Raw genomic sequence first — 24,018 nt, 5'->3', positions numbered from 1 at the left:
GATGAAGGCGAGCCCGATCGCGTACGGGGCGTCGAATGGCTCGGCTCCGGCCAGGTGCTCGGCCACGTCTGCTTGGACGAACTCCACGCCGTCAACGTCCGCGTGGGCGGAGGCGGCGCGTTCATGCTGGGTCGGGGACAGCTCGATGCCGGTGACGCGGGCTCCGTGAGCCTGGACGAGTCGGACGGCGTGGTGGCCGGCTCCGAACCCGATGTCCAGGGCCCGGCGGCCGGCGATGTCACCGAGGACTTCTGCACCCGGTCCGATCCCTTCCCAGGGCGTCCAGCCGAGCCGGTCGGGGATGGGCGGGGTGTAGGCGCGGGCCAGTTGGCGCTGGCCGTAGATCTGCCAGGCCCGGGTGTTGGTGTCCTCGGCGGGCACGGTTGCCTCCTGGGTGGGGGTGCTGGGGAGATCAGGTGTGCGTGATCAGGTAGGCGGGGCCCTCGCCGCGCCGGGCTCGTTCGATGGCGTCGAGGCGGGCGAAGGCGCGCGGCGCCATCAGCTCCTGCCAGGTCGCGAGGTCGTGGACGGCCCACATGTCGTGCTCTGCGGGATCGAGTCGGATCCGGCCGAGCTGGCTGGCGGTCAGCTGGCCTCCGTCGAAGATGAGCCCCACCTTGTTCAGCGGCAGGCGCGGCCCGGCGTGCAGGAAGTGCGTCAGGAGCAGCTTCGGCGTGTCCAGACCGAGTTCGAGGCCCGTCTCCTCGACCGCCTCGCGCCGGGCGGTCTGCAGCGGGTCCTCGCCTGGGGCGTCCAGATTGCCGCCCGGGAACTGCCAGAGTCTCGAGCCATAGACCGAGCGGAGCTGGACCGGCCGGTCGTGCTCGTCGCGGATGTAGAGGCAGCCGTACACCGTGTGGTGGGGGACGGTCTGCGCGTACTGCGTGGGCGTCATCGGCATGGGGCGGCCGGGCCGGGCAGGGCGGTGGTCGAAGGCTAGGGCGAGAGCGCCGAGGGCTTCCTTGGCCGGCGGGTAGGTGCTGCGGAGGTTGGCGAGCAGGTCTCCGGGCGGCCCGTCCGGGTCGATGCGCACGGTGTCCTCCGAGCTGAGCAGATCCTCGAAGGAGTGGTACGGGGTGATCCGCTGCACGATGACGTCGAGTTCCCGCCCGGTGTCCCGGTCGTGGAAGACGACCGTGTCACCGACTGCGACGGCGCGCTTCTGCGGGGTGGCCACCCTCACTTCGATCGTCTTGCGGCCTGCTTCCACTTGGCGGTAGTACCGCCCGAGCAGGTGCATGTGGTGCTCTTGTGGTTCACCTCCGGTCGCCGGACTCGGGACAGTTGGGATCGCCTGCTGGGTGTCGTCAGGCACGCGTGCCTCCGTTCGATGTGTTCCGTCCGTCGCGGTCTTGGGATCGCAACCGGGTCAGGGTGCGGTGGCCGCGCTCCTGTCCGTCCGGATCGGCGTGGGTGGCGATGAAGTGGACGAGGATGCCAGCGCGCTAGGGCAGTTCGATCGGTCCGTAGCGCGCGTGCGGCTCCTGCCGCATCAGCGCGTCGTACCGGTCCGCTACCGAGAAGTGCCAGAACTCGGTCGCATAGTTGGTAAAACCTGCGTTCTCCATGGCGTTGAGCAGCAGCGTGCGGTGATGGCGCGCGCGATCGCTGAGGTTCGGGGCGTGAGTGAAGCAGGCGCCGTCGCTCTCCTCGGGGGAGGCATTGACGCGGGTGCCGAGGTCGAGTTCGTGGCCGTCCTGGTCGATGAGGGTTACGTCGACGGCCGCGCCCGCGGAGTGAGGCGCGATCTCCGGCGGCGACACGTACCGGCTGGCGGCCTGATGCAGCTGCTCAGCTGTCCAGTCGGGGTGAGCGGCGGCCAACTCGTCCCGGTACTCGGTGAAGTAGTGCTGCTGTAGGACCAGCGGCCGGTAGCCCTCGATGAACAGCAGGTCGGTGCCAGCGGGCAGGAGCGAGCGGGCGTGCTCCAGCCGGGCGAGGACGCGCTCGCGGACGTGGGCGAAAGCGCCCAGCGGGTCTTGCTTGCGGGGATCGACGCGGAGGCTGTGGTCACGCACGTCGACGAGCGGCTCCCCGTACTCGCGCAGCGGGATCGCGGCGACCCGCGGATCGGACATCAACACCAGAAGGTCCATCGAGTCTCCCTGTGACGGCTTGCACTGCGGTGGCGGGACGGGGGAGGCAGAGGCCAGGTCGGTTTCGCGCAGGATTCGCGCGATGGTGTCCTGCAGCGTGCTGTCGGCCGGGATCACGGTCTCCAGACTGCCGGGCAGCAGATCCAGTTCGCGGTACCAGGAGGCGAGGTGGTTGTCGGTGACTTGCGCCAGGTACGCGGCATGCGCCTTCGATGCGTGTCGGACAAACGTCGTTTCCAGCGGCACGTCCAGGTAGTAGCAGTTGGAGACGCCGCGGTGGTCGCGTACCAGAGAGGTGATCATGTGGCTGTAGCGGTCGGCGTACAGGATTCCTTCGAGTACCACGTGAAAGCCGGCGTTCAGTGTTTCGCGTGCGATCCGGCCGAGCAGGGCGATGTTGGCGCCGCGCGCGGTGTCGTGTTCCCTGAGCACGTTCCGGCGGATCACGTCCTGGCCCACGATCGCGATACCGCGGCCGTAGTGATCTCGCAGGCCCTGGGCCACGCTTGACTTGCCTGACGCCGAGTCGCCGCGGATCACCACCAGACGGGTGTTCTCACGGCCGGCCGCAGTTGCAGTGGACAGACGACGGTGTGCGCCGCTCGGTGTGCGGGTCATGCGGGCCAGCCCGTCTCGCTGTACAGGTCCCCGTTCTGGATCTTCGCGATGGCTTGGCGGGTGTAGGAAACGAGGTTGTCGGGCAGCGTGGCGGGGTCCCAGAACTTCCACTTAGTGCACTTGTCCGGCTCACGCAGTTCCGGCTCGCCGCTCCAGGTGCGAGCGCGGAAGAACAGGCCCATGCGGGGCTGGTCCCCAGCCTTGTCGATGTGGTGGACGACGTGGACGAGTTTGACGTCCGCTCGTTCGATGTGCAGGCCGGCTTCCTCTCGCGCCTCCCTGATCAGGCAGGTGATGGCGCTCTCCTGCTCGCAGTGGCCGGCCAGGGCGTGCCAGGTGGAGGGCGCGAAGGCGGAGTTGGGGTGGCGCAGCCCGAGCAGCACCGTTCCGTCGGGCCGCTCCAGGTAGAGGTGGACGCCGATGACGTTGAGGACCGTGCCGTGCGGCGAAGCTGGGCGGTGCTCCTCGTTCGATGAGAGCCCGCTCTGCGGCGCGATGCTGGCCGGGAGGCTGGCGGCGTGGCGCCGTACGAGGTCGCTGGTGGTGGGCGCGATGCGGAGACGGTGGAGGTCATCGGGGGCGAACCAGGCCAGCATCACCCCTTCCGTCAGGTGGAGTTCGCGGGGGTCACCGTTCCAGCGGCCGGCGTAGATGGCGATGGCCACGGTCGCGCCGGCGTCGTCGGAGGCGTACTCGGTGCCGAACGGGGTCAGGTCGGCGATGTTGAGGCCGGCTTCCTCGGCCAGTTCGCGCCGCACGGTGTGTTCCAGGGTGGCGTCCTGGGGCTCTCGGCCGCCGCCCAGCAGGGACCACATGCCCGGCTCCCAGATTCGGCCGGGGAAGTAGTCGCGCAGGTGGAGCAGGTACTCGCCGCGGTCGTTGTAGATCAGGGCGGAGGCGTTGACGGTCTCCGGTTCGGTTTCGGGCGGGAGCTTGAGCAGCTTCTCGCGTAGGGAGGGGGAGGTCACCCTGTCCACGGGCCGCCACTCGATGCCACCGACCTCTTCTTCCTGCACCACCGGCACCTCTGTGGCGGTGTGCAGGTGGAAGAGGAACCGGAGGTCGAAGTGCTGGTGGCCGGGTTCGCCTTTGCCCGGGTGGGCGTCGATGTCGTGGGTGTCGATGTCGAAGGGCACGGTCTCGTAGCCGGGCCACGGTGCCACGGCCTGGGGCGGGATCCCGGTCTCCTCGTGCAGCTCCCGCAGCGCCGCCCCTGCCAGGGACTCGTCCTCGGGCTCGGTGTGTCCGCCGGGGGCGAGGACCTTCCCGCTGGCCAGGTGCAGCACGTGCAGGACGCGGCCGAGGGGGTCGATGACGATTGCGCCGCAGGTGACGTGTCCGGTGAAGGTGGTCCGGCTGGCGATGTCGGTGGGACGGTCGAGGGCGTCCAGGAGGCCGCCGAGCTGTTCTCGCTCGTGAGGGTGGCGAGCGAGGTAGGTCTCGACGGTGGTGCGGATGTGGTCGTGCGACAACGGCATGGGGCTACCTCAGAGGTGCGTGGAGCGGGACGAGTCGAGGCGGGGTGGTCGTTCGTGTCAGCTCAGCCGCATCCCCTCCGGCGGGGCTTCCTCGATGGCGGCGGCGCGAGCCGTGGGCAGGCGCCACCGCTTCCGGGCTGTCTCCGCGGCGAGCAGGGCTTGCCGCGCTCCGGGCGGGCCCCATCCCAGGAGAGCGGCTGTCTGGGCGGGGGTGGCGAGCAGGCGGGCGAAAGGGTGGCCGGTGGCGGGGTCGGCGGTCGCAGGCCCGATGGCGGTGACCCGGGCGGCCAGGCGGAGCCGGGCGTTGGGCCCCACTCCGCCGTAGACCTCGCCGGTCTCGTCCAGCACCCAGCCCAGTCGTACTGGATCGGCCAGGGTGAGTTGGGCTTCCTCGGCGGCTTCGCGGTGCAGGGTGTCCTCGGGCGTCGTGTCGGTCGTCTCCACGGTGCCGCCGGGCAGCATCGGCAGGGCGCCGCGGGGGCCGGGGTCGGCCACGAGGACGACCCGGCCGTCGGGGACGAAGCACCACGCCCAGGCTTGCTGCACGGGGAGCCGCTCGGGGACGGGGCCGCGGTTGAGAGGGCTGTCCCACAAAGGCCGGTAGCGGACGTGCACGTCGTGGCGGTCCAGCGCCGGGACGTCGAGGATGTGTCGGCCGTCGGCGAGTTGGGCGGTGGCGGTGTTCCCGAGCCGGGCACGGTAGGCGGCGAGCATGATCTGCCCGTCCACAGGGCGCAGTCGCTGTACCGCATCCCGGGTCTCCAGGAAGGCGAACTCGGACAGCTCCTCGCGCGGCAGGCGGATGGCCTCGACCTGGTCGGGGCAGAGGGTTCCCCCGTCGAAGACGAACCGGATCTCCCCGGGGAAGGGAGTGCCGGGCTGAATGTCGGGGTGGTGCGGGGAGAGGGAGTGGACGGCGAGTACGCCCGCCAGGGGCAGGTTCGCCAGGCCCAGTTCCTCGGTGATCTCGCGGCGGCAAGTGACGTCCGGATGTTCGCCGGGTTCGACGACGCCTCCGGGCAGCAGCCACGAGCCGTCCTTGCGGTAGGTGGGGTGCACCAGCAGGACCCGGCCGACCTCGTCGGTGATGATCGCGGCGGCGCCGACCCATACTGCGTGCCGGGATGCGGCGTGCTGTCCCGTGAACAGGGCGGCACGCGGTGTGACGTGATCCGAAGGGGAGACGGGAGAGGTCACGTAGCTCTGCCTTCCGAGACGGTGGACGGGCGAGTGCAGCGCGGGCGGGCGAGCGGTGATCAGGAGGCACCGCCGTTCATATGGCGCTGCAGCTCCCCGGGTTGGTGAGCAGGGCAGCGCTGCTGGGAACGATCGGCCAGTCCACGGTGATACGGGTGTGCTTCTTGGCGAACACGTGCGGTTCGTGGTCCGTGCCTGCCGGAGCACAGTCGGCTGTCGGGCGGGCGGTGATGAGGGGGCAGCGGGCGCCGCGGTGGTTGCGCTGCCAGTGGCGTACCTGCTCGGCCATCTCCTGCGCGGCGACGTGTCCTTGGGCGCCATGGCCGTGGACGACGAACTCGTACAGGCCCTTGCCATCGTCTCCGTCGCCGATGCGTTCGGTGGCCAGCCGGGCGAGGGAGGCTCCGCGGACGATGGCGGCGCCGGGCCAGTGCTGGGGCGGCGGGTTCAGGATCTGGTTGTCGCCGTCTGGGTCGACCTCCAGGCGGCAGAAGCTGGGCAGGGCGCCGGCGAGGTAGAGGGTGAGGGCGTCGAAGGGTTCCTGGCCGCCGACGGTGACGTGGGTGCGTGTCACGGTCGGCTCGCGGGTGAGGGCTGGGGCGAGTTGGTCGACGGGCAGCGGGGTGCCGTCTTCCCAGGACAGGTGGACTCCGGTGCCGGGGACGGTGCGACGGTTCGTCTGCCAGGCGCCGTCGCCCTGCATGGCGACGAAGCCGCAGACGATGAGCGGCTCGTCGCTGTGCAGCGTCCCCTCATCTTTGGTGAAGCCGATGGCCCAGTGGTAGCCGTGCAGACGCAGCGGTGCGATGAGACGGCCGCCCTCGGCCAGGGCGCCGATCCAGGGCAGATCCCAGGTGTCGACGGTGACCACGATGGCGTCGAATCCGCCGTCCGGAACCACACCGGCGGGCAGGTGCTCGGCGTCCGCAGTGACCACGCGGACGCGGTCGTATCCGGCCTTGGTGAGGAAGCGGGCGGCCCTCTCGGAGACGGCAGGGTCGATGTCGAGGGTGGTGACGTGCCCGGCCGGGCCGACGAGTTCGGCCATGAGGGCGGCGTTGTAGCCCCCGGAGCCAATCTCCAGGACACGGTGGCCAGGCCGAATGCGAGCGGCTTCGAGCATGTCGGCCTGTAGCCACGGTGCGGAAACGGAGCTGATCACCCGGCCGTCGGGCGCGTGGCGGGTGGGGATGATGTCGTTGGCGTACGCCTCTTCCACCGCGACGTCGGGAGCGAAGACGTGCCGGGGCACGGTGCGGAAGGCGCGCTCGACAGCGGCGGTGCGGATGTGGTTGTCGGCGCGGAGCTGCTCGACGAGCTGGTGGCGAAGCTCGCTCACGTCGCTGACTTCCGTAGCCGGTGGAGTCGTCACGGCCTTCCTTCCGGGGCTAGTTGGGCGGGTTCGGACGTGGAGCGGAGGGAGCATCGGGAGCGGCCCTGTGTCTCTGCCTGGCAGAACGGTGGCCTCGCACGGGCCGGGTGATCAGGGGGTGTCGCCGCTCATCCGGCGCTGCAGCTCCCACAGGGTCCGGAAGAGACCTGGCTCCTGGGTGAGCTGGGCGTAGGTGCCCTCCTGGACGATCCGCCCTTCGTCCAGGACCACGATCCGGTCGGCGACGGCCACGTTGGTGAGGCGGTGCGTGATCAGCAGGATGGCGCGGTCCTTGGCCAGTTCGCGCAGGCCGGCGAAGATCCGGTGCTCTGCGCGGGCGTCGAGGGCGGCCGTGGGTTCATCCATCACCAGGAGAGCCGCCTGCCGGTGGAACGCGCGAGTGAGGACCAGGCGCTGCCACTGCCCGCCGGAGAGCTGCTGTCCGCCGAACCACTCGCTGGTCAGGAGGGTGTTCAGGCCGGAGCGGAGGCCCGGCAGCATCTCCGCGGCGCCGGACGCCTCGCAGGCGGCTAGCAGGGCCGCGTCGCTGGTGTCGCCCTGCCCGAACGTGATGTTGTCGCGCATTGTCAGCGGCAGGTACGTGAACTTCTGCGGGACCAGAGCGACGTGCTCCCACGACTCCCACGGGTGCAGGTCCGCGGTGGAGGCGTGGTCCCAGGCCACGTCGCCCTCGGTGGGCAGCAGCAGTCCGCACAGCAGGCGCGAGAGGGTCGTCTTGCCGGAGCCGTTCTCCCCGACGAGCGCCACGATCTCCCCGCGTCGCACGTGCAGGGAGACGTTGCTCAGGCTGTCCTTCGGGGCGCCGTCGTAGCGGTAGGTGACGTCGCGGACCTCGAAACGCTCCGGGGCCGCGGTGACGGGCGCGGTGCCGCGGGAGTCGGTCATGGCCTGGCCGTGGGCGTTGTCGAGGAAGTTCTGCCAGTCCTGTACGTACCAGCCGGTGCGCACCAGGCGGGCCCCGCCGTTGATGATGCCGCGCACTGAGCCGGTGGCGGTCTGGAGAGCGAATACGGCGCCGCCGCCGGCCGCCAGGCTCATCCGCCCGGAGGCCAGGAGCCACAGCAGCGCCGCCCACACCGCGGTCGAGGCGATCCCGCCGGCCACTGCTCCGGCCAGTCCCATCCAGGCACCGGTGTTCGCGGCTTGGCGTTCGGCGGCGTTGACCGAGGCGGCCAGCCGCCGGTACCGGCCGATCAGGAAAGGGCCGGCCAGGCAGGCGCGCATCTCCTCACTGGACTCCTGATAGGCCATGTGCCAGCGCAGCTTGCCCAGCATCCGGCGCCGCCCGGAGGTCTCCAGCCCGGCGAGGTAGATCACGCGGGCGGAGCGGACGTAGGCGGCGGCCTGCGGCAGGCAGGCGAGGAAGAGCAGGGGAAGGAGCAGGGGGTGCAGGACGGTCAGGACGGTGGCGCCTGCCGCGAGCGTGGCGGTGGCCGCGAGGACGTCCTGCGCTTCTTCGACGAGATCGGGGGTGACCTGGGCGCCGCGGTCGGCGATGTCGTAGGCGTCGTTGTAGCCGGGCTTATTGTTGGCGGCCAGTTCCGCGCCGAGCGCGGCCTCGATCATCGTCAGCTCCGCTGCCCGGCCGAGCACCGGGCGCAGACGGCCGGTTAGCCAGACGACGGTGATGCCCAGCAGGGTGCGCAGGCCGGTGGCGGCGGCGATCACGGCCAGCTGCGGGGCGGCGTCCCACAGCCGATCGGTGATGTCGCCCGAGGAGATCAGCGCGGTGATCGTGCCCGTGACGGCCAGGAGGCTGAGGGCAGCGAGGAGGCCGGTCCCGATCTGGCACACCAGCAGGCCGATGGTCGCGCCGCGGTCCACGCGCCAGGCCATCTGCACCGAGCGCCGCACGAGCGAGGGAAGGCGCCGCGCCATGGTGCGGGAGGTCAGCAGGGAGCCGGCCTGGAGCCTCGACTCGTCGCGGTAGAGGTATTCCTCCTCTCGAACACCGGCCTCCTGCGGTTCGTCGTCCGGCGCGGTCTTCTTGGGCGGTTGCGGCGGCTGGTCCTGCGTAATGGCCGAGGTCATCGTTCCCCTTAGGACGGTCGCTGCGGCAGAGTCGTGAGGTCTAACGACACGGCTGCGATATCGAACACACGTCATTCGGTCGTGCTGGGGAGCCCGCCATGTCCTGCGTCAGGGATCCCCGCGGGCGCGGGATCCCTGGCCTGGCTTGGAGCGGCTGCGGGCAGGAAATGGCCGAAAGTCGACACCGCCAAACAGCGTGGGCAGCACGGCGGGGCATCCCGGGCCGTCCCCTCTTAGCCGGGATCTGGTTCGGCCTGCAGCAGCCTTTCCAGTTCTGTCTCGGCGTGGCCGACCGCGCCCGTCAGAGCCTCATGGTGGTGGGCGGACAGGACGCCGGATCCCAGTCCGGCCGCGGCGATCACCGCGTTGAGCGCGTCTATCGCCCCGTCGTCCAGGGCGGACACGGCGACGGGGTGGTGCAGTGCGTCTCGTGCGGCGTAGGCGTCGAGGCGGGCGACGCTGACGAGGGAGTCGAGTAGGCGGGCGGCATGTCGTCCGGTGCGGTCCAGTTCCAGGGCTGACAGGCCAATCCGGGTCTGGAAGGCGGCGGTCGGCGGATCGGGGTGGGCAAGGAGCTGGACGGCCTCATCAAGGGTGCGGTCGAGGTCGGGTTCAGGGACGGGGGTGTCTACGGGCCGGCAGTGGGCGTGCAGGAGGAGGGCGATGGCTCTCTCCCAAGGCTCCGTGGGCTGGGTGCTGTCGATCAGGTCGCGGGCCTGTTGGTTCAGGCCCTGCTCCATCAGGGCCATGATCTTGATCTGGCGGCCGTCGAGCAGCCGATTGCCGATGCCGCGGTGCTGGGTCATGGCGTCGGCGGCCTCGGTCCACCGGCCGATGCGGGCGAGGGCGCGGGCGCCGTCCACGAGGAGGGTGACGTACAGCTCCTGGCACACCGTGCGGTGATCCTCGTCCGTGCCGGTCAGGGGCGAGAGGTCGACGGTGCGGCCGTCGATCTCGGTCTTCTCCCGCTGCCGCGCGGCGTGGTTGAGGCGGACCAGCAGGTCGTAGGCGGCCTCGCCCTGGCCGTCGCGAGTCAGCAGCCGGGAGAGGTTGACCAGCGGCATCAGCGACATGACGGCGATCGGTCCACTCAGGCGTCCGGCGTCGGCGCAGACCTGGTGCTGGCGCCAGCACAGGTCGGCGGCCAGGTCGGGCAGGCCGACGTCGGAGGCGATGAGCGCGGCGTAGTTGAGGACCCCGCAGGCGCGGGCCACCAGGTCGTGGTGGCTCGCACCTGCGGGCGCGACGGTCAGCCCGGTGAGGTGGTTGATGCGCTCCTCCAAGGAGAGAGCGGGCGCCTTGGTGCGGCGGACCAGGGGGATGCGGCTGGCTATCGCGGGGATCATCGGCTCAGCCCTTGCGCGCCCAGTCGACGACGAGTCGGCTGTAGGGCTTGTCGACGACGAAGCAGGCGTCGTCCGCCATCAGCCGGTCACGCGAGTCCGCGACGGCCATCCGGAAGCCCGGCTCGGGGGCGTCGTTGCCGCCGGTCGCGTCCCAGGCGCGGATCTCGCTCACGACGCGCTCGGCGAGGCCGGCGCCGCCCTCGCCGTGGCCGATCACGCCGACTTCCCAGTACCGGCCCTGCTCGTCCTCGCCCTCCCGGATGGTCAGGTATGCCAGCGACCCGCCGTCGAGGGCGGCCATGGAGCCCCACCCGAAGTGCGGGGTGAACCCGGGGCGCTGGCCCGGCAGCCGGGACAGGCCGTTGGGCAGCACGCAGGCCAGGTACAGGTACAGCCACTCCCACGCCGAGCCCTGCCGGAACTTCACCCCGGTGTAGAGCTTGGTCTGCTGCTGGTCGAGGACGGAGCGCAGCGCGTCGCGGTCGACGTCCTGCTCGCTGAACGTCTCCAGGCGCACGTTGCCCTCGCCTGCCATCGGCACGAGGGTGTACACGTCGTCGCAGACGCCCTTGCGCAGCGGGATGAAGGTGGCCATCTCGCAGGAGACGGTCTTCCACGTGTCGCCGTCGCGTTCGAAGGCGAAGGATCGGGAGATGCTTCCGCGGATGCGCATCGGCAGGACCAGGCGCCCGCCGGGGGCGAGCTGGTCGAGGATCTTCACGGGTACGTCGCCGGCGCCGACAGTGAAGATGATCCGGTCGTAGGGGGCGTGCTCGGGCAGCCCGGCCGCGCCGTCGGCCATCACCGCGGTGGCATTGTCGACGCCGGCCTCGGCGAGGTGCTTGCTCGCGCCGGAGACGAGGTCCTGGTCGACGTCGAGGGTCCACACCTGCCCGCCGGGGGAGACGATCTTGCCGAGGAGGGCGGCGTTGTAGCCGGTGGCGGCTCCAGCCTCCAGGACCTTGTGACCGGGCTGGGCGCCGAGCTGTTCGAGCTGGGTGGCGACGATGGACGGCGCGGAGATGCAGGAGATCATCTCCCCGTGCTCGTCGTGCTTGATCGGGACGGCGTCCTCCTTGTACGCGCTCTCCAGGTCGACGCCGGGCAGGAAGGCGTGCCGGTCGGTGGTGCGGAAGGCGTCGATGGCCGCCTTGCTGCGCAGGTGGCCGCTGTCGACGAGCCGCTGGGCGAGGGCTTCGCGCAGCTGGTTGGGGTCGGTTACGGGTGTCATGGTGGTCTCCATTCGAGGGAGGCTAGGGTCCGCTGAGGCGGACTTGGGGGTAGACACGTCAGCGCCTTCTCCGGTGGAGAAGGCGACGTGACGGCCGAGCCACGCGGTGGCGGCCTGCGCGTCGGCAGGCACGCCCGCACGGTTGAACGCGAAGATCGCGTGATGGGCGATGACGGCCCGGATTCCGCGTATTAGTCGGCCGTCTGCGGCGAGCCGGCGCAGGCGGCGGCCGGCGTCCTCGAACTCGGCGACGCGCTCGACCCAGCCCGCTTCCGCGTCTGAGCGCAGGGCCGCGTCCGCGTTCATCAGCCGCCGCATCGCGGAGACGGCTCTGTCCAGTGCGGGCCCCTGGGGCGGGGTGACGGGGGGCCGCAGGGCGGCCCACCGGGCCCATACGTCTCCGGCTTCGAACGGGTCCAGCCCTGCCTTGCGGATCATGGCGGACAGCAGCATCACGCTGCGTTCGCGGGCGCCGGGGGTGCCGGTCTCGGCGAGCGAGGCCGGGCTGTCGGCGCAGAACACGTCGTGCGCGACCTCCATGCCCTCGGGGCCGCCGAAGGCGTGCGTCTCCGGCTCGTAGATCCCGCCCACCCATCCGGTGATCACGCGGTCGGCGACGAGCTGGTCCAGCAAGTCGGCGACGGGCTGTTCGGTACGCAGGCGCACGCCGGCGTCCTTGCGCAGGAAGTGGAAGCGGCGCCCGGCCAGCGCGGTCGCCAGGGCCCGGGCGGCGTCCGCGTGCGGGTCGGGAAAGGCCACGGAGGCGTGCCACCAGGACGTGTCCAGGGTGACGGGCAGGTTCTCTTCGTCGAGGGTCATGAGGGGGGAACTCCTTGCGAGACGGCGGGGTGGGGTCAGGTGAGCAGGAGGACGCGGGTCCAACCGGTGTCGTCGGTGGCCTTCAGGGCAAGTTGGGCCCCGGCGCGGCCTTCCATGAATCCGGGTTTGGGCAGGTGCTCCCAGTCGGCGGCCAGCCGTCGGTGCAGGTCTTGGATGATCGGGGTGAAGCGTTCGGGGCTGGTGCTGTCGGCGGCGACCGCGCGGGTGAGAGTCAGCAGCCCGGCCCAGCCGTGGCAGAGCGACGAGTCGGTGATCCGGGCGAGCCGCAGCGGGTCGGTCAGGATCGCCTCGACGGTGTCCTCGGCCGCTTGGCGCCGTACAGGGTCGCCGAGGGCAAGCGCGGCGAGCTGCTGGGCGCGGGCGATGCCGGGCTGGCCGTAGCACCAGGACTGGCGGGCCGGCTCCGCTGCGGGCGGCTGGGCGGCGTCCATGTGGGCTGCGGTGGACCAGTAGTGGTCGCCGTGCCGGTCGAGCCAGGTCGCGAACGTGCCGACGGCCTCCTCCTGGCCGGGGACGCTGACTCCGGCGCGCAGGGCGAGGGAGAGCACGGCCAGGGGCCCCGCGATGCCGTGGGCCATGCCGTTGTTGCCGTGTCCGCCTGCCATGTCCTTCCCGTCGGGGCCGACCGGCGACCACCACCCGGGCAGGATCCTGCCGTCACTGCGGGCGGGGCGTGCGAGCGCGACGAGGCAAACGAGCACGTCGGGCAGCCGGGGCGCGATCGGGCGGCGGGACAGCAGCAGTGCGGCGAGCCCGGTCATGCCGCGGATGAGGTCCCATTCGGCGAGGTGGGGCAGCGTGCCGGCCTCCTGCCGGCGGTGGGCGGCGGCGAGCCGGGCGTCCACGACGCGGTCGACGGCCGCGCGGACGTCGTTTGCGGCCCCGTGGGCGCGGTCCAGGACGAACTCCAGGGCGGGTGCGCCGTGGAAGAGGCTGGCGTTGCTGCCGGTGCTGACGCCCCGGACGGTGGCCTGGGCGAGGTGGCGGCGGGCGGTGGACAGATCACGGCGCTCGATGTCGAGCAGCGCCATCCCTAGGGCGCCCTCGGACAGGTCCTGCGTACGGGGCACGGTCGTCGTGGTCATGAGCGCCTGGCCAGGGGGACGACGATGCTGTGGGCCCGGCCGCCGATCCACCCGTCGGCGTCCGGCGGGGGCGCATCGTGCAGGGTGGCGATGCCGAGAGGGCTGGCGTCCAGGTGCGCGCGCAGGAGGTCCAGGTCGACGTCGCGGGTGAGATCGAGGGGCAGGTGCTGGTCGTCTTCGGCGAGCAGGACCCGATCCGGCACGCGGAACCGGGCACGCCAGGCATGGAGTTGGTCCGCCCACTGCTGGAGTGGGGCGGTGCGGGCAGGCAGCGTACGGCTGCGGATCTTCCACCGGGCTGTGGTGAGGATGGTGCGACGGTAGGTGAGGGCCGGGGTGAAGGGCAGGGTCCAGGCGGCGCCCCAGTCGAACCAGGTCACCTGCGGGGACGCGGCCCGGCTGATCTCGCCGAGGAAGCGGGCCATCGGCGGGGTGTAGTTGTTCCACAGGAAGTTGATGGCGGTGGGGGCCAGCAGCTCCAGCGGCTTGCCCGTCGCGGACTCCACCAGCTGGGGGCGGCCGTCCGCGACGATGACCGCCAGGTCGCGTGGGAAGAGCACGTGCGGTTCGGGACGGCGGAATTCGCCGACGCTGACGATCCGGGGCAGGGCCTGTGGTGCGCGGGTGAGCAGGTCGGCCGGCACCCGCCCGGCGTGGAAGGAGAGCTGCGCGAGTTCCGCCTCCGGATCGACGGTGGGCAAGTTCGCGTACGCCGTCTCGGTGCCGGGCAGGAGGTGCCAGAACCGACCGGTCATCGATCCGGCTGAGCGGGAGACGGTCAGAACGTGCAGCCGGAAGTCGCCTCGGTCCAAGGCCGGAAGACAGGAGGCGTGGACCTGTGCGGCCAGTTCGAGGTGGGGTGCCAGGGCCTGGGGCTTGTCGCCGGCCGCTGCTTCCAGCTCCTCGATCATTGCCCCGGTCAGCGCGACGGTGCGGCTGCCTTCGGCGGCTGCGGTGCCGGCCAGCTCCAGCAGCAGGCGGTCTCGCCTGGACATCGGCCGGGGCGGTTCGCTCGCCGTGACGAACCCTGCCGGGAAGCCCACGCCCCGGTCGGGGTCAGTCACCGCTTCCACTGGCACCGCGGTGTTCTCGCCGTAGCGCTCGGAGAACTGCTCGATCCACCGGCGCCAGGTCGGTGTCCCGTTCGGGTGGGTGACCAGGCGGGCCAGGACGGTGGCCGCGGTCTCCGATTCGGTCAGCACCTGCTTGGGCAGCCGCACGTCGGCGTCCAGCCGCAGGTCGCACGTTGTCCGCAGGCCGGCTGCCTGGGTGTGCGTTGCAGGCGGTAAGACGTCGGTGGGGTCGGCGATGGTGGCGGGAGCACGCAGGGAGGAGCGCAGCAACCGCACCCGCAGCAGTTCACCTAGCAGCCGGTCGCGCGCCGTGTCGCTCACGGCGGGGAACTCCGCGGCCAGTTTGTCGGACAACTGGCGGTAGGTGATCGGCGATCGCGCGAGGTCGAGTACGAGACGCAGCGCGGGGCTGAGGGCGAGGCGGAACTCGGCATCGCCCTCGGACGGTACGTGGATGTGCTGGTCGCGCTGTCGGATCAGGGTGTTGACGCAGACCTCGGCGTCGGCCATGCGCGCAGCGTCGCTCTCCCAGGCACTGAGTTTCTCTGCGAGCCCCACCGGGTCGGGGCGGGTGACCGCCTGGTGCTTCTCACCGAAGCGCACGGACGTGGCCTGGGCGAAGCCGAGCGGGGCGACGCCGGCGAACAGGCCGTAGGGGGTGGAGCGGCGGGCGTAACGGATCGCGTAGCGGGCGGTGGCCAGCGCCGCCCGGCGCATCCGGCGCACCTTCGGTGTGCGGCCGTCGATGATGGCCTGCACCTGGTCCGTCAGGTGAGGGCTCGCCTGCGACACGGTTCGGCGGAAGTCGGTGTCGGACCACACCGTGCTCAGCCACACGCGCCACTCCTCCACGGGCGCCGTGGTCGCTGGCCAGGGCGGCATGGCGGGCTCGGTCGTGTGCACCGCGGCGCGCAGCATGGCCTGCCCCGCGCCCTCATACAGGCTGGACCGGTGCCGTGTCATCAGCGCTCTCCTCATCTTTTGCGTGGCGGGCGGGGCGGGGCGGGCCGGACGGGGAGAGCCCCATCCGGCCCGCGTTGTCGGGGTGTCCCGACTTACGAGGTGGTGCAGGCGCTGGGGCAGGAGCTGCCGCAGGTGTCGCCCGTGCTGCACATCAGGACCGTCTCGGTCGCCGGCGTGCCCTCGATGAAGGTGATGTCGAGTCCGAACGGGTCGGTCTCGACGGTGGTTGCCAGGTCCGACTGCACGGGGGCGGTCGGCCTCTCCGTCTGCACGGCGGTCATGCTTGCCTCCTAGTGGCGATGGGTGGTGCGGGATCCCGGGACCCGGTCGGGGCCCGGAGCTTGGTGCCAGACGGTGGCAGGCGAAGGCGTCGCCTGGTCCAGGACGTCTGGGAGTCGATGGGACCCGTGCCGTCAGGCTGCTACGGGCTGCGCTTCCTGGTGGGCCTTCGCGGCCTGGTTCAGGACCTTGGTGAAGTGCTCGGCGCGTGCGTCGCCCTCGGCCTCCTGGGCGCGGAGGTCTCCGAAACGGGCCCAGTAGCGCCGGCAGACGTCGCTGTTCATGAGCATCGAGGCGTAGAAGGGCAGTTGTCCGTCGCGGACGAAGCCCAGGCGGTCGCGCAGGTTGAGGGTGCAGATCTGCTGGTTGGCATGGAGCAGCTGCATGTACTCCTCGACGTCCACGTCCTTGGGCGCCCAGAGCTTGGCGAGGTCGGCGTTGGTGGACATCTGCGCCAGCCAGTCGAGCTGGTTGCGGGCGACGACCGCCTCGTTGCGCTCGGCCTGGTGCCGCGCGTCCTGCCTGAGCCGAGCGGCTCCGACCACGGCGGTGGTGACGGAGACGGCAGCACCGGCAGCGAGGACGGCGGTGGTGAGCTTCATCTGTCAACGATCCTTTCCCAGAGCGGAGTTGCGGCCGGGAGGCCGACTGGTGGAGAACCTGGGGTTCCGCTGCTTCACGCGGCCCCCGCGAGGACGACGGTCGGGCCTTCATCGGCAGAGTCATGCGCGGTGTACCGGCGGCGCACCGCCTTCAGAGCGACAGCGATCGGCGGCAGACCCACGGTGGCCCTGCGTGCGTCGACTGACTCCGGCTCGCGCAGCGGGCACAGCTCGATGCCGTCGGCGCACAGCAGGAGCTGGGTGCCGTACTCCTGGTCGCGCCCGCTGGTGATGAGGGCGCGATCGTGCAGGTGCGCCCAGTGCTGGACCAGCGCGTCGCCGGCCTGGACCGCACGTCCCAGCAGGGTGGTGGCGGCGCGCTGAAAGTCGGGTTCGTCGTCGCTGTGCAGGGCGATGCTCCACGCGGCACGGGCCGCGTCGGGGCCGACGAGGCGGTGGCCGGGCCAGTCGTGGTCGGCCAGGATGCGGCGCAGCACCTTGGTGTTGACGTGGTCGGTGTGCCTGCCCTGTCCGAGTTGGACGGCGTCGAGCTGGTCGCGCACGCGCTTGGCCCGGTGCGTGGCCGATTCCGTGGCGCGGGCGATCAGCTCGCGGGCGAGGTCGGGCCGCTGCGGTTCGTCAGTTGTCACGCGTTGCTCCGATCATCCGGAGCCGGCTGAGGCGCGTGGACCTGGCAGCTGATCAGCGCGCGGAGCCCGGCGCGGTGCTCGGCGGGGAGTTCGAGGCGGGCGACTCGATCGCCGTCGCGTCCGGGGCCGGATCCGCACACGTCCCAGCCGTTGTCGGTGAGCCGACGCAGGAGGGCAGCGAGGGGTTCGGCTTCGAGAGTGTGGCGGGCCAGCGTCTCGGCCCGTACGACTTGGAGGTCGAGTCGGGCGGCGAAGTCGGACGCCCACAGGGTGATCAGGCGGGTGATGTCATCGGACTGGCCGGGCAGGGTGTGGACGCTTTGGAGGAAGAGGCACGGACCCTGACCCCATCCGAGGTCGGGGTCACGCTCGGGGATCATGCAGGCCAGCAGCTTTCCGTCCTCGTACAGTCCGGCGGACATGGTCTGGGCCTCGCGGAAGAGTGCCGGGATGTCGGCGCGGGCGGGTACGGGCAGGCCGTGCATTGTGAGCCAGCGCTGGCGGTCCTGGACGAGGGCCGCAGCTTCCTCGCGCTCGGCCGCCGTGCGCAGCATGCGCATCTCGTAGATGGCGGTCGGCGGCGTCTGCGTGAAGGGGACGGAGGCGGAGCGGTACTCGCTGGCCGCTGAGGTCGTAGGCCGGGTCACTGGCTTGCCCCGTTTCGCGTCGCGTGGGCTGCCTGCTCGGCCGGCAGCAGCTGCCAGCCGTGCGCCAGGACCACCAGTTCGGTGGTGTCCTGTGCGCCCGTGTCGGCGAGGAGCTGGTCGAGCGCGGCGCGCTGGTCGGCCGGGGCGAGTTTGGCGGCGACGGCGATGTCGCGCGTATCGCTGTGCTCAGCGACGGCTCGCAACAGCAGCCGCTGCTCGGGGCTGAGCTTCGGAGCTGGCCTGTCCGCCGTGGGAGAGGCCACCTGCTGGGTGGTGAACAGGCGGTGCACGATGACGGGGGGCTTGCAGCGGGGCGGGCAGTGGAGGCTCGCGCGGATGTCGCGGATGTACTGGCGGACGGTGACCGCCGAGAGCCCTGTCTTCGCGGCGATCTCTTGGGATGCACAGCCGTTCGCGAGGTGTTGGGCGACGCGCTGCAGCGTCGGCGTCAGAGGGGTGATCGGTGCGCTGGTCGTCACGGGCGGGGTCACGGTGTCTCTTTCTCGGCTGGAACGGACGGTCACCGGGGTGGGTGCTGCCGGTCCCCGCGGGGGACGGGGACCGGCGGCACCGGCCCGTGCGCGGCGGTCGGGATTCACGGGGTGCCGCGTACGGGGGCTCATGCGGCGGTCGGGTCGGGGCGTGCCCAGGCGGCTTCGGCGGCGAGGCGTTCGGACCACTGGATGTGGTCCTCGTCGAAAGCGGCGTCGGCTAGGCGTATGCGCTGGACCTCGCCGGTGCCGGCGGGCGGGTAGGTGTGCTGGATGTCGCGCCACAAGCGCTGGAGGGCGTAGTCGCGGTCGAAGGCGTGGGCGCCGTGCAGTTCCATGGCGTCCTGGGCCGACTGCGCGGCCCACTGGTGGCCGAGGTACTTGGCGTTGATCAGGTCGGCGTCGCAGGGCAGGCCCTGGTCGAGAAGGTGCACGGACTGGTAGGCGAGTATCCGGCCGGCGCGCAGGCGGGCCTCCATGCCACCGATGCGGTCCCGCAGTACGGGCAGGTCGGACAGGCTGGCCCGATAGCGAGGACGGGTCTTGAGACGAGCAGTAGTGGCGGCCACGACCGCTTCGTGAATGCCGAGGCTCACGGCGGCCAGGTTGGGACGGCCGTACAGGATGCTGCTGCTCTGGGCCACGCTCAGCCCCTGGCCGATCTCTCCGACCACGTTGTCCTCGGGAACACGGACGTGATCGAGGTCGAGTCGGCCGGCGGAGAAGCCGTGCAGACCAAGGCCGGGGCGGTGCTCGGGGACCGAGAGCCCGCGGCGGCTTGATTCGACCATGAACGCGGTCAGCGCCTGGGAGGTGCTCACGCCCGCTTCGGCGGTGCGGGCGACGACGAGGTGGGCACCGGCGAGGTGACTATTGCCGATATGGACCTTGCGGCCGGTGATCACCCACTCGCTGCCGGCGCGTTCGGCTGTGGTTTCGATGCCACCGATGTGTCCGCCGGCCTGTGGTTCGGTCACGGCGATCGATAGCAGCAGGGAACCGTCCGCGACACGGGGCAGCCAGCGGCCCTTCTGCTCGTAGGTGGCGAAGTGCAGCAGGGCGCCGACGGGGATCAGGGTGGCCTGCAGGATGGCTGCGGCAGCCGCCGAGATCCGCGCGATGCGGTGGACCAGGATGGTCTTGGCCACATGTCCGGCACCCAGCCCGCCGAAGGAGGCCGGGATGGTGACGGCGAACCAGCCCCGTGCGGCCATCAGGTCGGCGACCTTGCGCTCCACCCTGCCCGGAGCGGCCTCCATACGCGCGACGCGCGACGCGATGTGCTCGGCCGCGAAGGCGTCCGCCTCGTCCCACAGCACTTCGTGGCGGGCGGTGAGGTAGGGGCGCAGCGCCGGTGGCGGTGTAGTGGGTGTGGCGGACATGGTCTCCCTCTCCCTGGGCGAAGGTCGCAACGTGGAGCGGCCGGGGATCGACTACGGCTCCCGGGTGGGGGTGGTGGAACGGCCTAGCGGACGGGGGCGCGGACCATGTGGTCCATCACCTGGGCACCGGCGTTGATGACGATGTCCCTGAGCCGTCGGGCCTCGCTCAGGGGGCGCTTCTCGGGGTCGATGACGCACACCGTGCCCAGCACGGTGCCGCTGTCATGGACGAGCGGGGCGCCGAAGTAGGAGCGGATCCCGACGGCGTCGACCACGTGGTTGCCGCTGAAGCGCGGACTGGCGTGCACGTCGTGCAGCGGGAGAGCCTTCTTGCGGGCCATGACGTCCGGGCACCAGCCGTGGTCGCGGCTCATGGTGCGGCCGACGATGAAGTACCCGCTGTCCGCCGGCGGCTGGTGCAGCCCGACGAAGGTCTGCTCCTCCAGGAAGAGATTGACGAACCCGTACAGGAACCCGGCCTTGGCGGCCATGTCGCGGGCCAGGTCGTCGAAGTCCTCGCTCGCCACGGTAGGCACGCCCAGGCGGTTGAGCAGCTCGTACCGCTGCGCCAGCTCCGGTGCCTGCTGGGTCTGTGGCCCGGTGACGGCAGTGGCGGGCGGGGTGATCAGCCCGCGGTCGGCGTCCCGCGTGCCGCGTCGCGGCAGGGACAGGGCGGGTGGGGCGGTCGGCGATGCGAGGTAGGGGTTGGGGTGATGTGACATCAGGCGTCCTGGAGGGTGGTAGTGGGCGTGTGGTGAACGCGGCTCGCGGAGGCGTTCTTCACGGCGTGGCCGACGAGGGTCAGCAGGACGCCGGCGACGTGGTTCGGGTCGCGGGCGTCACAGGTGATCACCGGTACGGAGGCAGGGAGTTCGAGGGCAGTGCGGACCTGCTCGGGCTGGTAACGGTGCGCTCCGTCGAACTGGTTGATGGCGACGACGAAGGGCAGGCCGATGTCTTCGAAGAAGCTGATGGGAGTGAAGCTGCTCTCCAGACGGCGGGTGTCGACCAGGACGACCGCCCCGACGGCGCCGCGGGAGAGGTCGTACCAGAGGTCGACGAACCGGTCCTGGCCGGGCGTGCCGAACAGGAACAGTTCCAGGGGTACGGGCGCGTCGGGCAGGCTGAGGCGGCCGAAGTCGAAGGCGACCGTGGTGGTCTGCTTCGCCTCGATGCCCGCCAGGCTGTCCACGTCTGCGCTCGCCTCGGTCAGGTACTCCTCCGTGCTCAGCGGCGCGATCTCGCTGACGGCGCCTACGGCGGTGGTCTTGCCCGCGCCGAAGCCCCCGGCGATCACGACCTTCAGCACGGTCGGCGCGGCGCCGGCGCGCGGGTGCGGCGAAGTACGCAGCACTGCGCCCGGGTCATCCGGCCTGGGGGTAGGCGATGGCATCAGGCCACTTCCTCTTCAAGCCCGCTGAAAGGGCTGCCAGCAGTTGGGTAGACGGACCGGATTCCGCGCCTGTATCGGCATAGGGGTGGGTGAGGGGGACGACCAAGGCGTCGGCGTCCAGGAGGTCCGAGACGAGGATCTTGACGGCGGTGACGGGCCGGCCAAGTCGTCCCGCCAGTTCGACCACCGATCGTCGGCGCTCCCGGCACAGGGCGAGGATCTCCTCGCATTTCTCGGCCTGGGCCGGGCCGGGCCTTCCCCGTCCTGCTTCCAGCACGGTTTCCAGACCGAGTAGGTGCCGCGGCCTGGTCCGCCCGCGCGTCAGGGTGTAGGTCCGCACGAACATCGACTCCTCGGTCGCGCGGCCGTGTGTGCTCACCGGACCTCTCCGCCCGTGCCGACGCGGACCGGGATCAGCATGTAGGGGGCGAACTTCTGGACGAGGCGCCCCATCTCGAATCCGACGGTGCCCGCATCGGCGTCCGTGGTTGCGATGACGGCGAGAATCGTGTCCACCTCACCGCGTTCGTTGCCGGGGTGGTTGTCGAAGGCCGCGCTGCGTCCGGCGCTCTGAACGAAGAAGAGGCAGTCGTCGCGCTCGATGATGACCTGCCGGGCCGGCCTCTTCTTGTGGCTGGGGCCGGTGATGTTCGCCGCGAGGGAGGCAACTCCGCTGAGGGCGGCCGACAGTTCGTCCGCCCAGTCCTTGTCGACGTCGCTGTCCAGCAGCCGCAGTCCGTCGCGCGACAGCAGGACGGCGTGCGTGACGCCCGGGACGTCGGAGGCGAACTGACGCAGCAGCCAGGCCATGTTGTCCCGCTGTCCGCTTGCAGTTGTCTCGGTTACGGGCGCGTCGCCGGTCGCGTTGTCCATCGCGGGGTGGGTGCTCATAGGGATCGCTCCAGAAGGGGGAAGGGCGCCCGTGGATGTAACGGGCCACCGGGAACGTCGAGGGACGGGGGCTCAGGGCGCGGGCTGCTCTGTCGAAGCGGCGGAAGAACCGGCTCTCCCGCCGGCCTGGATGCCGTTGCGGAAGGCGGCTGCGAGCCCTGGCGTCGCCCCGGTCACGGGGGCTTGCTCCCGCTCGCGCGATGGACGGAACGAGCCGGCCTGACGTCTACGCGTGGGAAGAGCGGGCGCATCAGCAGAGTGACCTGCCTCTACGGCTCCTGGTGCCCCCACATTGCCGGGGTGTGTGACCTGGCCTGCCGTCGGGACGGCTGGAGCCGCGGCGACCTGCTGCGGCGGAGCGGATGGGCGGGCTTCCTGGTGCCGCGCGGTCGCATCGTCGACAGAGGGAATCGCTACCAGGAGCCGTGCCGGGATGACGACGAGGGCGGTGGTCCCTCCTGTTACGTTCTCCTGCAGGAGAACGGACAGCCCGTGCGACTGGGCGATCTTCGCGGCGACCAGCAATCCGAGTCGGCCGGCCCGGACTTGGCCGCTGACGTCGACTTCGTCGGGGGCTTTGAGCAGGTGATTCATCTGCGCCCGCGTCTGCGGATGCATGGGAATAGCCCGGTCCTCGACTTCGACCGCCAGCCCGTTCGCCACGCGCTGCGCACGCACCATCACCTTCGTCGCGGGATCGGAGCACTCGCAGGCGTTCTCGATCAGCTCGGCCAGCAGGTGCGTCAGGTCCGGGCCCACATGGCCGGGAAGACCTAGCTCGGCGCCCACGGACCCGGCGGCGACGGACACACGTGGATACTGCACGACCTCGGACACGGCGCCGCGCAGTGCCGTCGCGACGGGAACGGGCCGGCGCACGCTGCGCAGGGACTGGCCGCCCAGCACCGCAGTGCTCTCGACCTGGCGACGCATCCGTGTCACGAGGTGATCGATCTCGAAGATCTTGGCCAGTAGCTCCGGGTCGTCGGTCAGCATCTCCAGCTCGCTCAGTGCCTGAAGCGCCTTGCCGACCAGTGCGTGCTCGCGCATGGCCAGACGGCGCAGCACTTCCAGGAGGACGACGGACTGGGACTCGTCGTGCACCCGTATCAGCGACGCGATGGCCTGCACCTGGAGGGCACTCAACGCCGTGTTGATCTCGGCGTTCGGACTGGCCGAAGTTGGCGCCTGCAGGTCCGGCAGCGGCGGGCGTCCCCCGCGGCACAGCTCATCCGCCGACCACTGCACCGACTTCTCGACGGCCGCCGCTGCCCCCGCAACCGCTGCCAGTGCCGCTGCCCAGTCCTCCGCCGCGGTCGCCTGCACGGCACCTGCCGCCACGCGCGCTCCGCGAGCCGCCGCCGTGGCGACCCCGGCCAGTCCGCAGACCAGGCCGGCCAGGAGCCACCCGGGGCCTACGGCGGACACCGACCAGAGGGGGAAGGCGGCACCCAGCAGCGCAGCTAGCAGCACCAGGGGCAATGCCACGGCGCGGCGGACACGGTGCAGCGTGAACGCGTCGATCGGAGGCCGCCGTCTGCGGTGGCCGGTAGCGGCCGGCCGTGCCGGGAAGGCGCTGTCAGGCATGGGAATCCTCGTGAGGTGGGGGTGACTAAGCGTGTTGCGGCGTCAGGTCTGCGCGGATCTGGCGTGTGCTGCGTGGGGCCGAACGGGCCAGGCCATCGGCCCGAGGACCAGCCCGATGACGACGGCCCCGGTCACCGTCATGTCCGCGGTACCGAAGCGGCGAAGACCAGACAGGCCAGGGCGACGGCGAAGACCGCCCCGCGCAGCGCGTTGATCTGCGGCTTCCGCCAGCGCCGCCCGCGCTTCGATCGGATCGGCCCGGGACCGCCCCGTTCCACGTGTGCCATCAGCTCCCGGGTGGCTTCGGCGAGCTTGACCAAGTACACCCGGCTCGGCATGTAGCCCTCGGGAATGCTTTCGGAGCAGAGCCGTTGCGCTCGCACCAGGACGGGGCTGCCCACAGCGGTCCGTGCTCCCAACTGGGCGATATGACCGCGCAGAAGCCGAACGAGGTCCTCCACATCGGCAGCGTTCTCGGGCAGCGGTGAATCCTCGCCCAGCACGAGCGTTACCGTCTCCGACGCGGCAACCACGTGATCGCGCTCTGGCGCCGGCACCACGGTGGCGGACTCTCGCCGCCCGCGCCCGCCTCCGAGCTGGCTGTCGCCTCGGCGAGGGTCCAGCGAAAGGCGCATGACACAACTCCTGTTCGGATCAAGCCAAAGTGAGCCCAAGTCACCAAGTGGCACCGACGACTGACGTGCGAAGTGAGTGATCTGGCCGCTACGTTGAGCGAACCGTGAAT

At 71.0% G+C, this 24,018-nt stretch carries 22 protein-coding genes and 1 pseudogene; all 23 read right to left on the bottom strand.

Annotated features, from left to right (window positions below; genetic code table 11):
- Positions 1-15: 15 nt before the first annotated feature.
- Positions 16-381: pseudogene (locus tag OG841_RS12415) on the bottom strand (class I SAM-dependent methyltransferase); the annotation flags it as partial.
- 31 nt (positions 382-412) lie between these two features.
- On the bottom strand, positions 413-1,315 hold the full coding sequence (locus OG841_RS12410; RefSeq protein ID WP_371565110.1) for an NUDIX domain-containing protein: 903 nt from the start codon (positions 1,313-1,315) through the stop codon (positions 413-415).
- A gap of 130 nt (positions 1,316-1,445) precedes the next feature.
- Complete coding sequence (locus OG841_RS12405) at positions 1,446-2,714, bottom strand: M15 family metallopeptidase (protein ID WP_371565107.1); 1,269 nt, start codon at positions 2,712-2,714, stop codon at positions 1,446-1,448.
- Positions 2,711-4,192 (bottom strand): NUDIX domain-containing protein, encoded by a 1,482-nt coding sequence (locus OG841_RS12400; RefSeq protein ID WP_371565104.1) that lies wholly within the window; start codon positions 4,190-4,192, stop codon positions 2,711-2,713. Before OG841_RS12400 ends, OG841_RS12405 begins: the two co-directional genes overlap by 4 nt.
- Positions 4,193-4,249: 57 nt before the next feature.
- The gene (locus OG841_RS12395) at positions 4,250-5,389 is read right to left on the bottom strand and encodes an NUDIX domain-containing protein (RefSeq protein WP_371565101.1); all 1,140 of its coding nucleotides are present in this window, start codon (positions 5,387-5,389) and stop codon (positions 4,250-4,252) included.
- Between the two features lie 76 nt (positions 5,390-5,465).
- The gene (gene fxlM / locus OG841_RS12390) at positions 5,466-6,728 is read right to left on the bottom strand and encodes a methyltransferase, FxLD system (RefSeq protein WP_371565098.1); all 1,263 of its coding nucleotides are present in this window, start codon (positions 6,726-6,728) and stop codon (positions 5,466-5,468) included.
- A gap of 144 nt (positions 6,729-6,872) precedes the next feature.
- A complete protein-coding gene (locus OG841_RS12385) occupies positions 6,873-8,813 on the bottom strand; it encodes an ATP-binding cassette domain-containing protein (protein ID WP_371565095.1) in 1,941 nt (646 codons plus the stop codon).
- Positions 8,814-9,046: 233 nt separating this feature from the next.
- Positions 9,047-10,159, bottom strand: a complete 1,113-nt coding sequence (locus tag OG841_RS12380; RefSeq protein ID WP_371565092.1) for a hypothetical protein — start codon at positions 10,157-10,159, stop codon at positions 9,047-9,049.
- 4 nt (positions 10,160-10,163) lie between these two features.
- A complete protein-coding gene (gene fxlM, locus OG841_RS12375) occupies positions 10,164-12,209 on the bottom strand; it encodes a methyltransferase, FxLD system (protein ID WP_371565090.1) in 2,046 nt (681 codons plus the stop codon).
- Positions 12,210-12,244: 35 nt separating this feature from the next.
- On the bottom strand, positions 12,245-13,315 hold the full coding sequence (locus OG841_RS12370) for a lanthionine synthetase C family protein (protein ID WP_371565088.1): 1,071 nt from the start codon (positions 13,313-13,315) through the stop codon (positions 12,245-12,247).
- Entirely contained in the window at positions 13,312-15,351 is a 2,040-nt protein-coding gene (locus OG841_RS12365) for a lantibiotic dehydratase family protein (protein WP_371565085.1), read from the bottom strand. Before OG841_RS12365 ends, OG841_RS12370 begins: the two co-directional genes overlap by 4 nt.
- A gap of 92 nt (positions 15,352-15,443) precedes the next feature.
- Entirely contained in the window at positions 15,444-15,632 is a 189-nt protein-coding gene (locus OG841_RS12360; RefSeq protein ID WP_371565083.1) for an FxLD family lanthipeptide, read from the bottom strand.
- 132 nt (positions 15,633-15,764) lie between these two features.
- Entirely contained in the window at positions 15,765-16,232 is a 468-nt protein-coding gene (locus tag OG841_RS12355; protein ID WP_371565079.1) for a DUF6082 family protein, read from the bottom strand.
- A 74-nt stretch (positions 16,233-16,306) separates the two neighbouring features.
- On the bottom strand, positions 16,307-16,882 hold the full coding sequence (locus tag OG841_RS12350; RefSeq protein ID WP_371565077.1) for a DUF6624 domain-containing protein: 576 nt from the start codon (positions 16,880-16,882) through the stop codon (positions 16,307-16,309).
- Entirely contained in the window at positions 16,879-17,529 is a 651-nt protein-coding gene (locus OG841_RS12345; RefSeq protein ID WP_246040944.1) for a hypothetical protein, read from the bottom strand. The genes OG841_RS12350 and OG841_RS12345 overlap by 4 nt, the downstream gene beginning before the upstream one ends.
- On the bottom strand, positions 17,526-18,020 hold the full coding sequence (locus OG841_RS12340; RefSeq protein ID WP_371565072.1) for a LuxR C-terminal-related transcriptional regulator: 495 nt from the start codon (positions 18,018-18,020) through the stop codon (positions 17,526-17,528). Before OG841_RS12340 ends, OG841_RS12345 begins: the two co-directional genes overlap by 4 nt.
- A gap of 128 nt (positions 18,021-18,148) precedes the next feature.
- Positions 18,149-19,402 (bottom strand): acyl-CoA dehydrogenase family protein, encoded by a 1,254-nt coding sequence (locus OG841_RS12335; protein WP_371565066.1) that lies wholly within the window; start codon positions 19,400-19,402, stop codon positions 18,149-18,151.
- Between the two features lie 83 nt (positions 19,403-19,485).
- A complete protein-coding gene (locus tag OG841_RS12330; RefSeq protein WP_371565062.1) occupies positions 19,486-20,124 on the bottom strand; it encodes a GAF domain-containing protein in 639 nt (212 codons plus the stop codon).
- Entirely contained in the window at positions 20,124-20,711 is a 588-nt protein-coding gene (locus OG841_RS12325) for a GTP-binding protein (RefSeq protein WP_162625126.1), read from the bottom strand. The genes OG841_RS12330 and OG841_RS12325 overlap by 1 nt, the downstream gene beginning before the upstream one ends.
- 55 nt (positions 20,712-20,766) lie before the next feature.
- Positions 20,767-21,174, bottom strand: a complete 408-nt coding sequence (locus OG841_RS12320) for a DUF742 domain-containing protein (RefSeq protein WP_371565054.1) — start codon at positions 21,172-21,174, stop codon at positions 20,767-20,769.
- Positions 21,171-21,686: a roadblock/LC7 domain-containing protein gene (locus OG841_RS12315; protein ID WP_371565048.1), complete on the bottom strand. Its 516-nt coding sequence runs from the start codon at positions 21,684-21,686 to the stop codon at positions 21,171-21,173. Before OG841_RS12315 ends, OG841_RS12320 begins: the two co-directional genes overlap by 4 nt.
- Positions 21,687-21,758: 72 nt before the next feature.
- Positions 21,759-23,273, bottom strand: coding sequence for a sensor histidine kinase (locus OG841_RS12310; protein WP_371565043.1), 1,515 nt, complete (start codon positions 23,271-23,273; stop codon positions 21,759-21,761).
- 137 nt (positions 23,274-23,410) lie between these two features.
- Positions 23,411-23,908: a DUF6415 family natural product biosynthesis protein gene (locus OG841_RS12305; protein WP_371565036.1), complete on the bottom strand. Its 498-nt coding sequence runs from the start codon at positions 23,906-23,908 to the stop codon at positions 23,411-23,413.
- Positions 23,909-24,018: the final 110 nt, after the last annotated feature.

The organism is Streptomyces canus (assembly GCF_041435015.1).
GTDB lineage: Bacteria > Actinomycetota > Actinomycetes > Streptomycetales > Streptomycetaceae > Streptomyces > Streptomyces canus_G.
The sequence above is the reverse complement of the archived record's forward strand: the minus strand, read 5'-3'. Positions and strand labels throughout refer to the sequence as shown.

Bases quoted from the DNA above. Each gene is read 5' to 3' on its own strand.
- OG841_RS12405 (WP_371565107.1), bottom strand. From the start codon at position 2,714: ATGACCCGCACACCGAGCGGCGCACACCGTCGTCTGTCCACTGCAACT.
- OG841_RS12400 (WP_371565104.1), bottom strand. From the start codon at position 4,192: ATGCCGTTGTCGCACGACCACATCCGCACCACCGTCGAGACCTACCTC.
- OG841_RS12385 (WP_371565095.1), bottom strand. From the start codon at position 8,813: ATGACCTCGGCCATTACGCAGGACCAGCCGCCGCAACCGCCCAAGAAG.
- OG841_RS12380 (WP_371565092.1), bottom strand. From the start codon at position 10,159: ATGATCCCCGCGATAGCCAGCCGCATCCCCCTGGTCCGCCGCACCAAG.
- fxlM (WP_371565090.1), bottom strand. From the start codon at position 12,209: ATGACCCTCGACGAAGAGAACCTGCCCGTCACCCTGGACACGTCCTGG.
- OG841_RS12370 (WP_371565088.1), bottom strand. From the start codon at position 13,315: ATGACCACGACGACCGTGCCCCGTACGCAGGACCTGTCCGAGGGCGCC.
- OG841_RS12365 (WP_371565085.1), bottom strand. From the start codon at position 15,351: ATGACACGGCACCGGTCCAGCCTGTATGAGGGCGCGGGGCAGGCCATG.
- OG841_RS12360 (WP_371565083.1), bottom strand. From the start codon at position 15,632: ATGACCGCCGTGCAGACGGAGAGGCCGACCGCCCCCGTGCAGTCGGAC.
- OG841_RS12355 (WP_371565079.1), bottom strand. From the start codon at position 16,232: ATGAAGCTCACCACCGCCGTCCTCGCTGCCGGTGCTGCCGTCTCCGTC.
- OG841_RS12335 (WP_371565066.1), bottom strand. From the start codon at position 19,402: ATGTCCGCCACACCCACTACACCGCCACCGGCGCTGCGCCCCTACCTC.
- OG841_RS12330 (WP_371565062.1), bottom strand. From the start codon at position 20,124: ATGTCACATCACCCCAACCCCTACCTCGCATCGCCGACCGCCCCACCC.
- OG841_RS12315 (WP_371565048.1), bottom strand. From the start codon at position 21,686: ATGAGCACCCACCCCGCGATGGACAACGCGACCGGCGACGCGCCCGTA.
- OG841_RS12310 (WP_371565043.1), bottom strand. From the start codon at position 23,273: ATGCCTGACAGCGCCTTCCCGGCACGGCCGGCCGCTACCGGCCACCGC.
- OG841_RS12305 (WP_371565036.1), bottom strand. From the start codon at position 23,908: ATGCGCCTTTCGCTGGACCCTCGCCGAGGCGACAGCCAGCTCGGAGGC.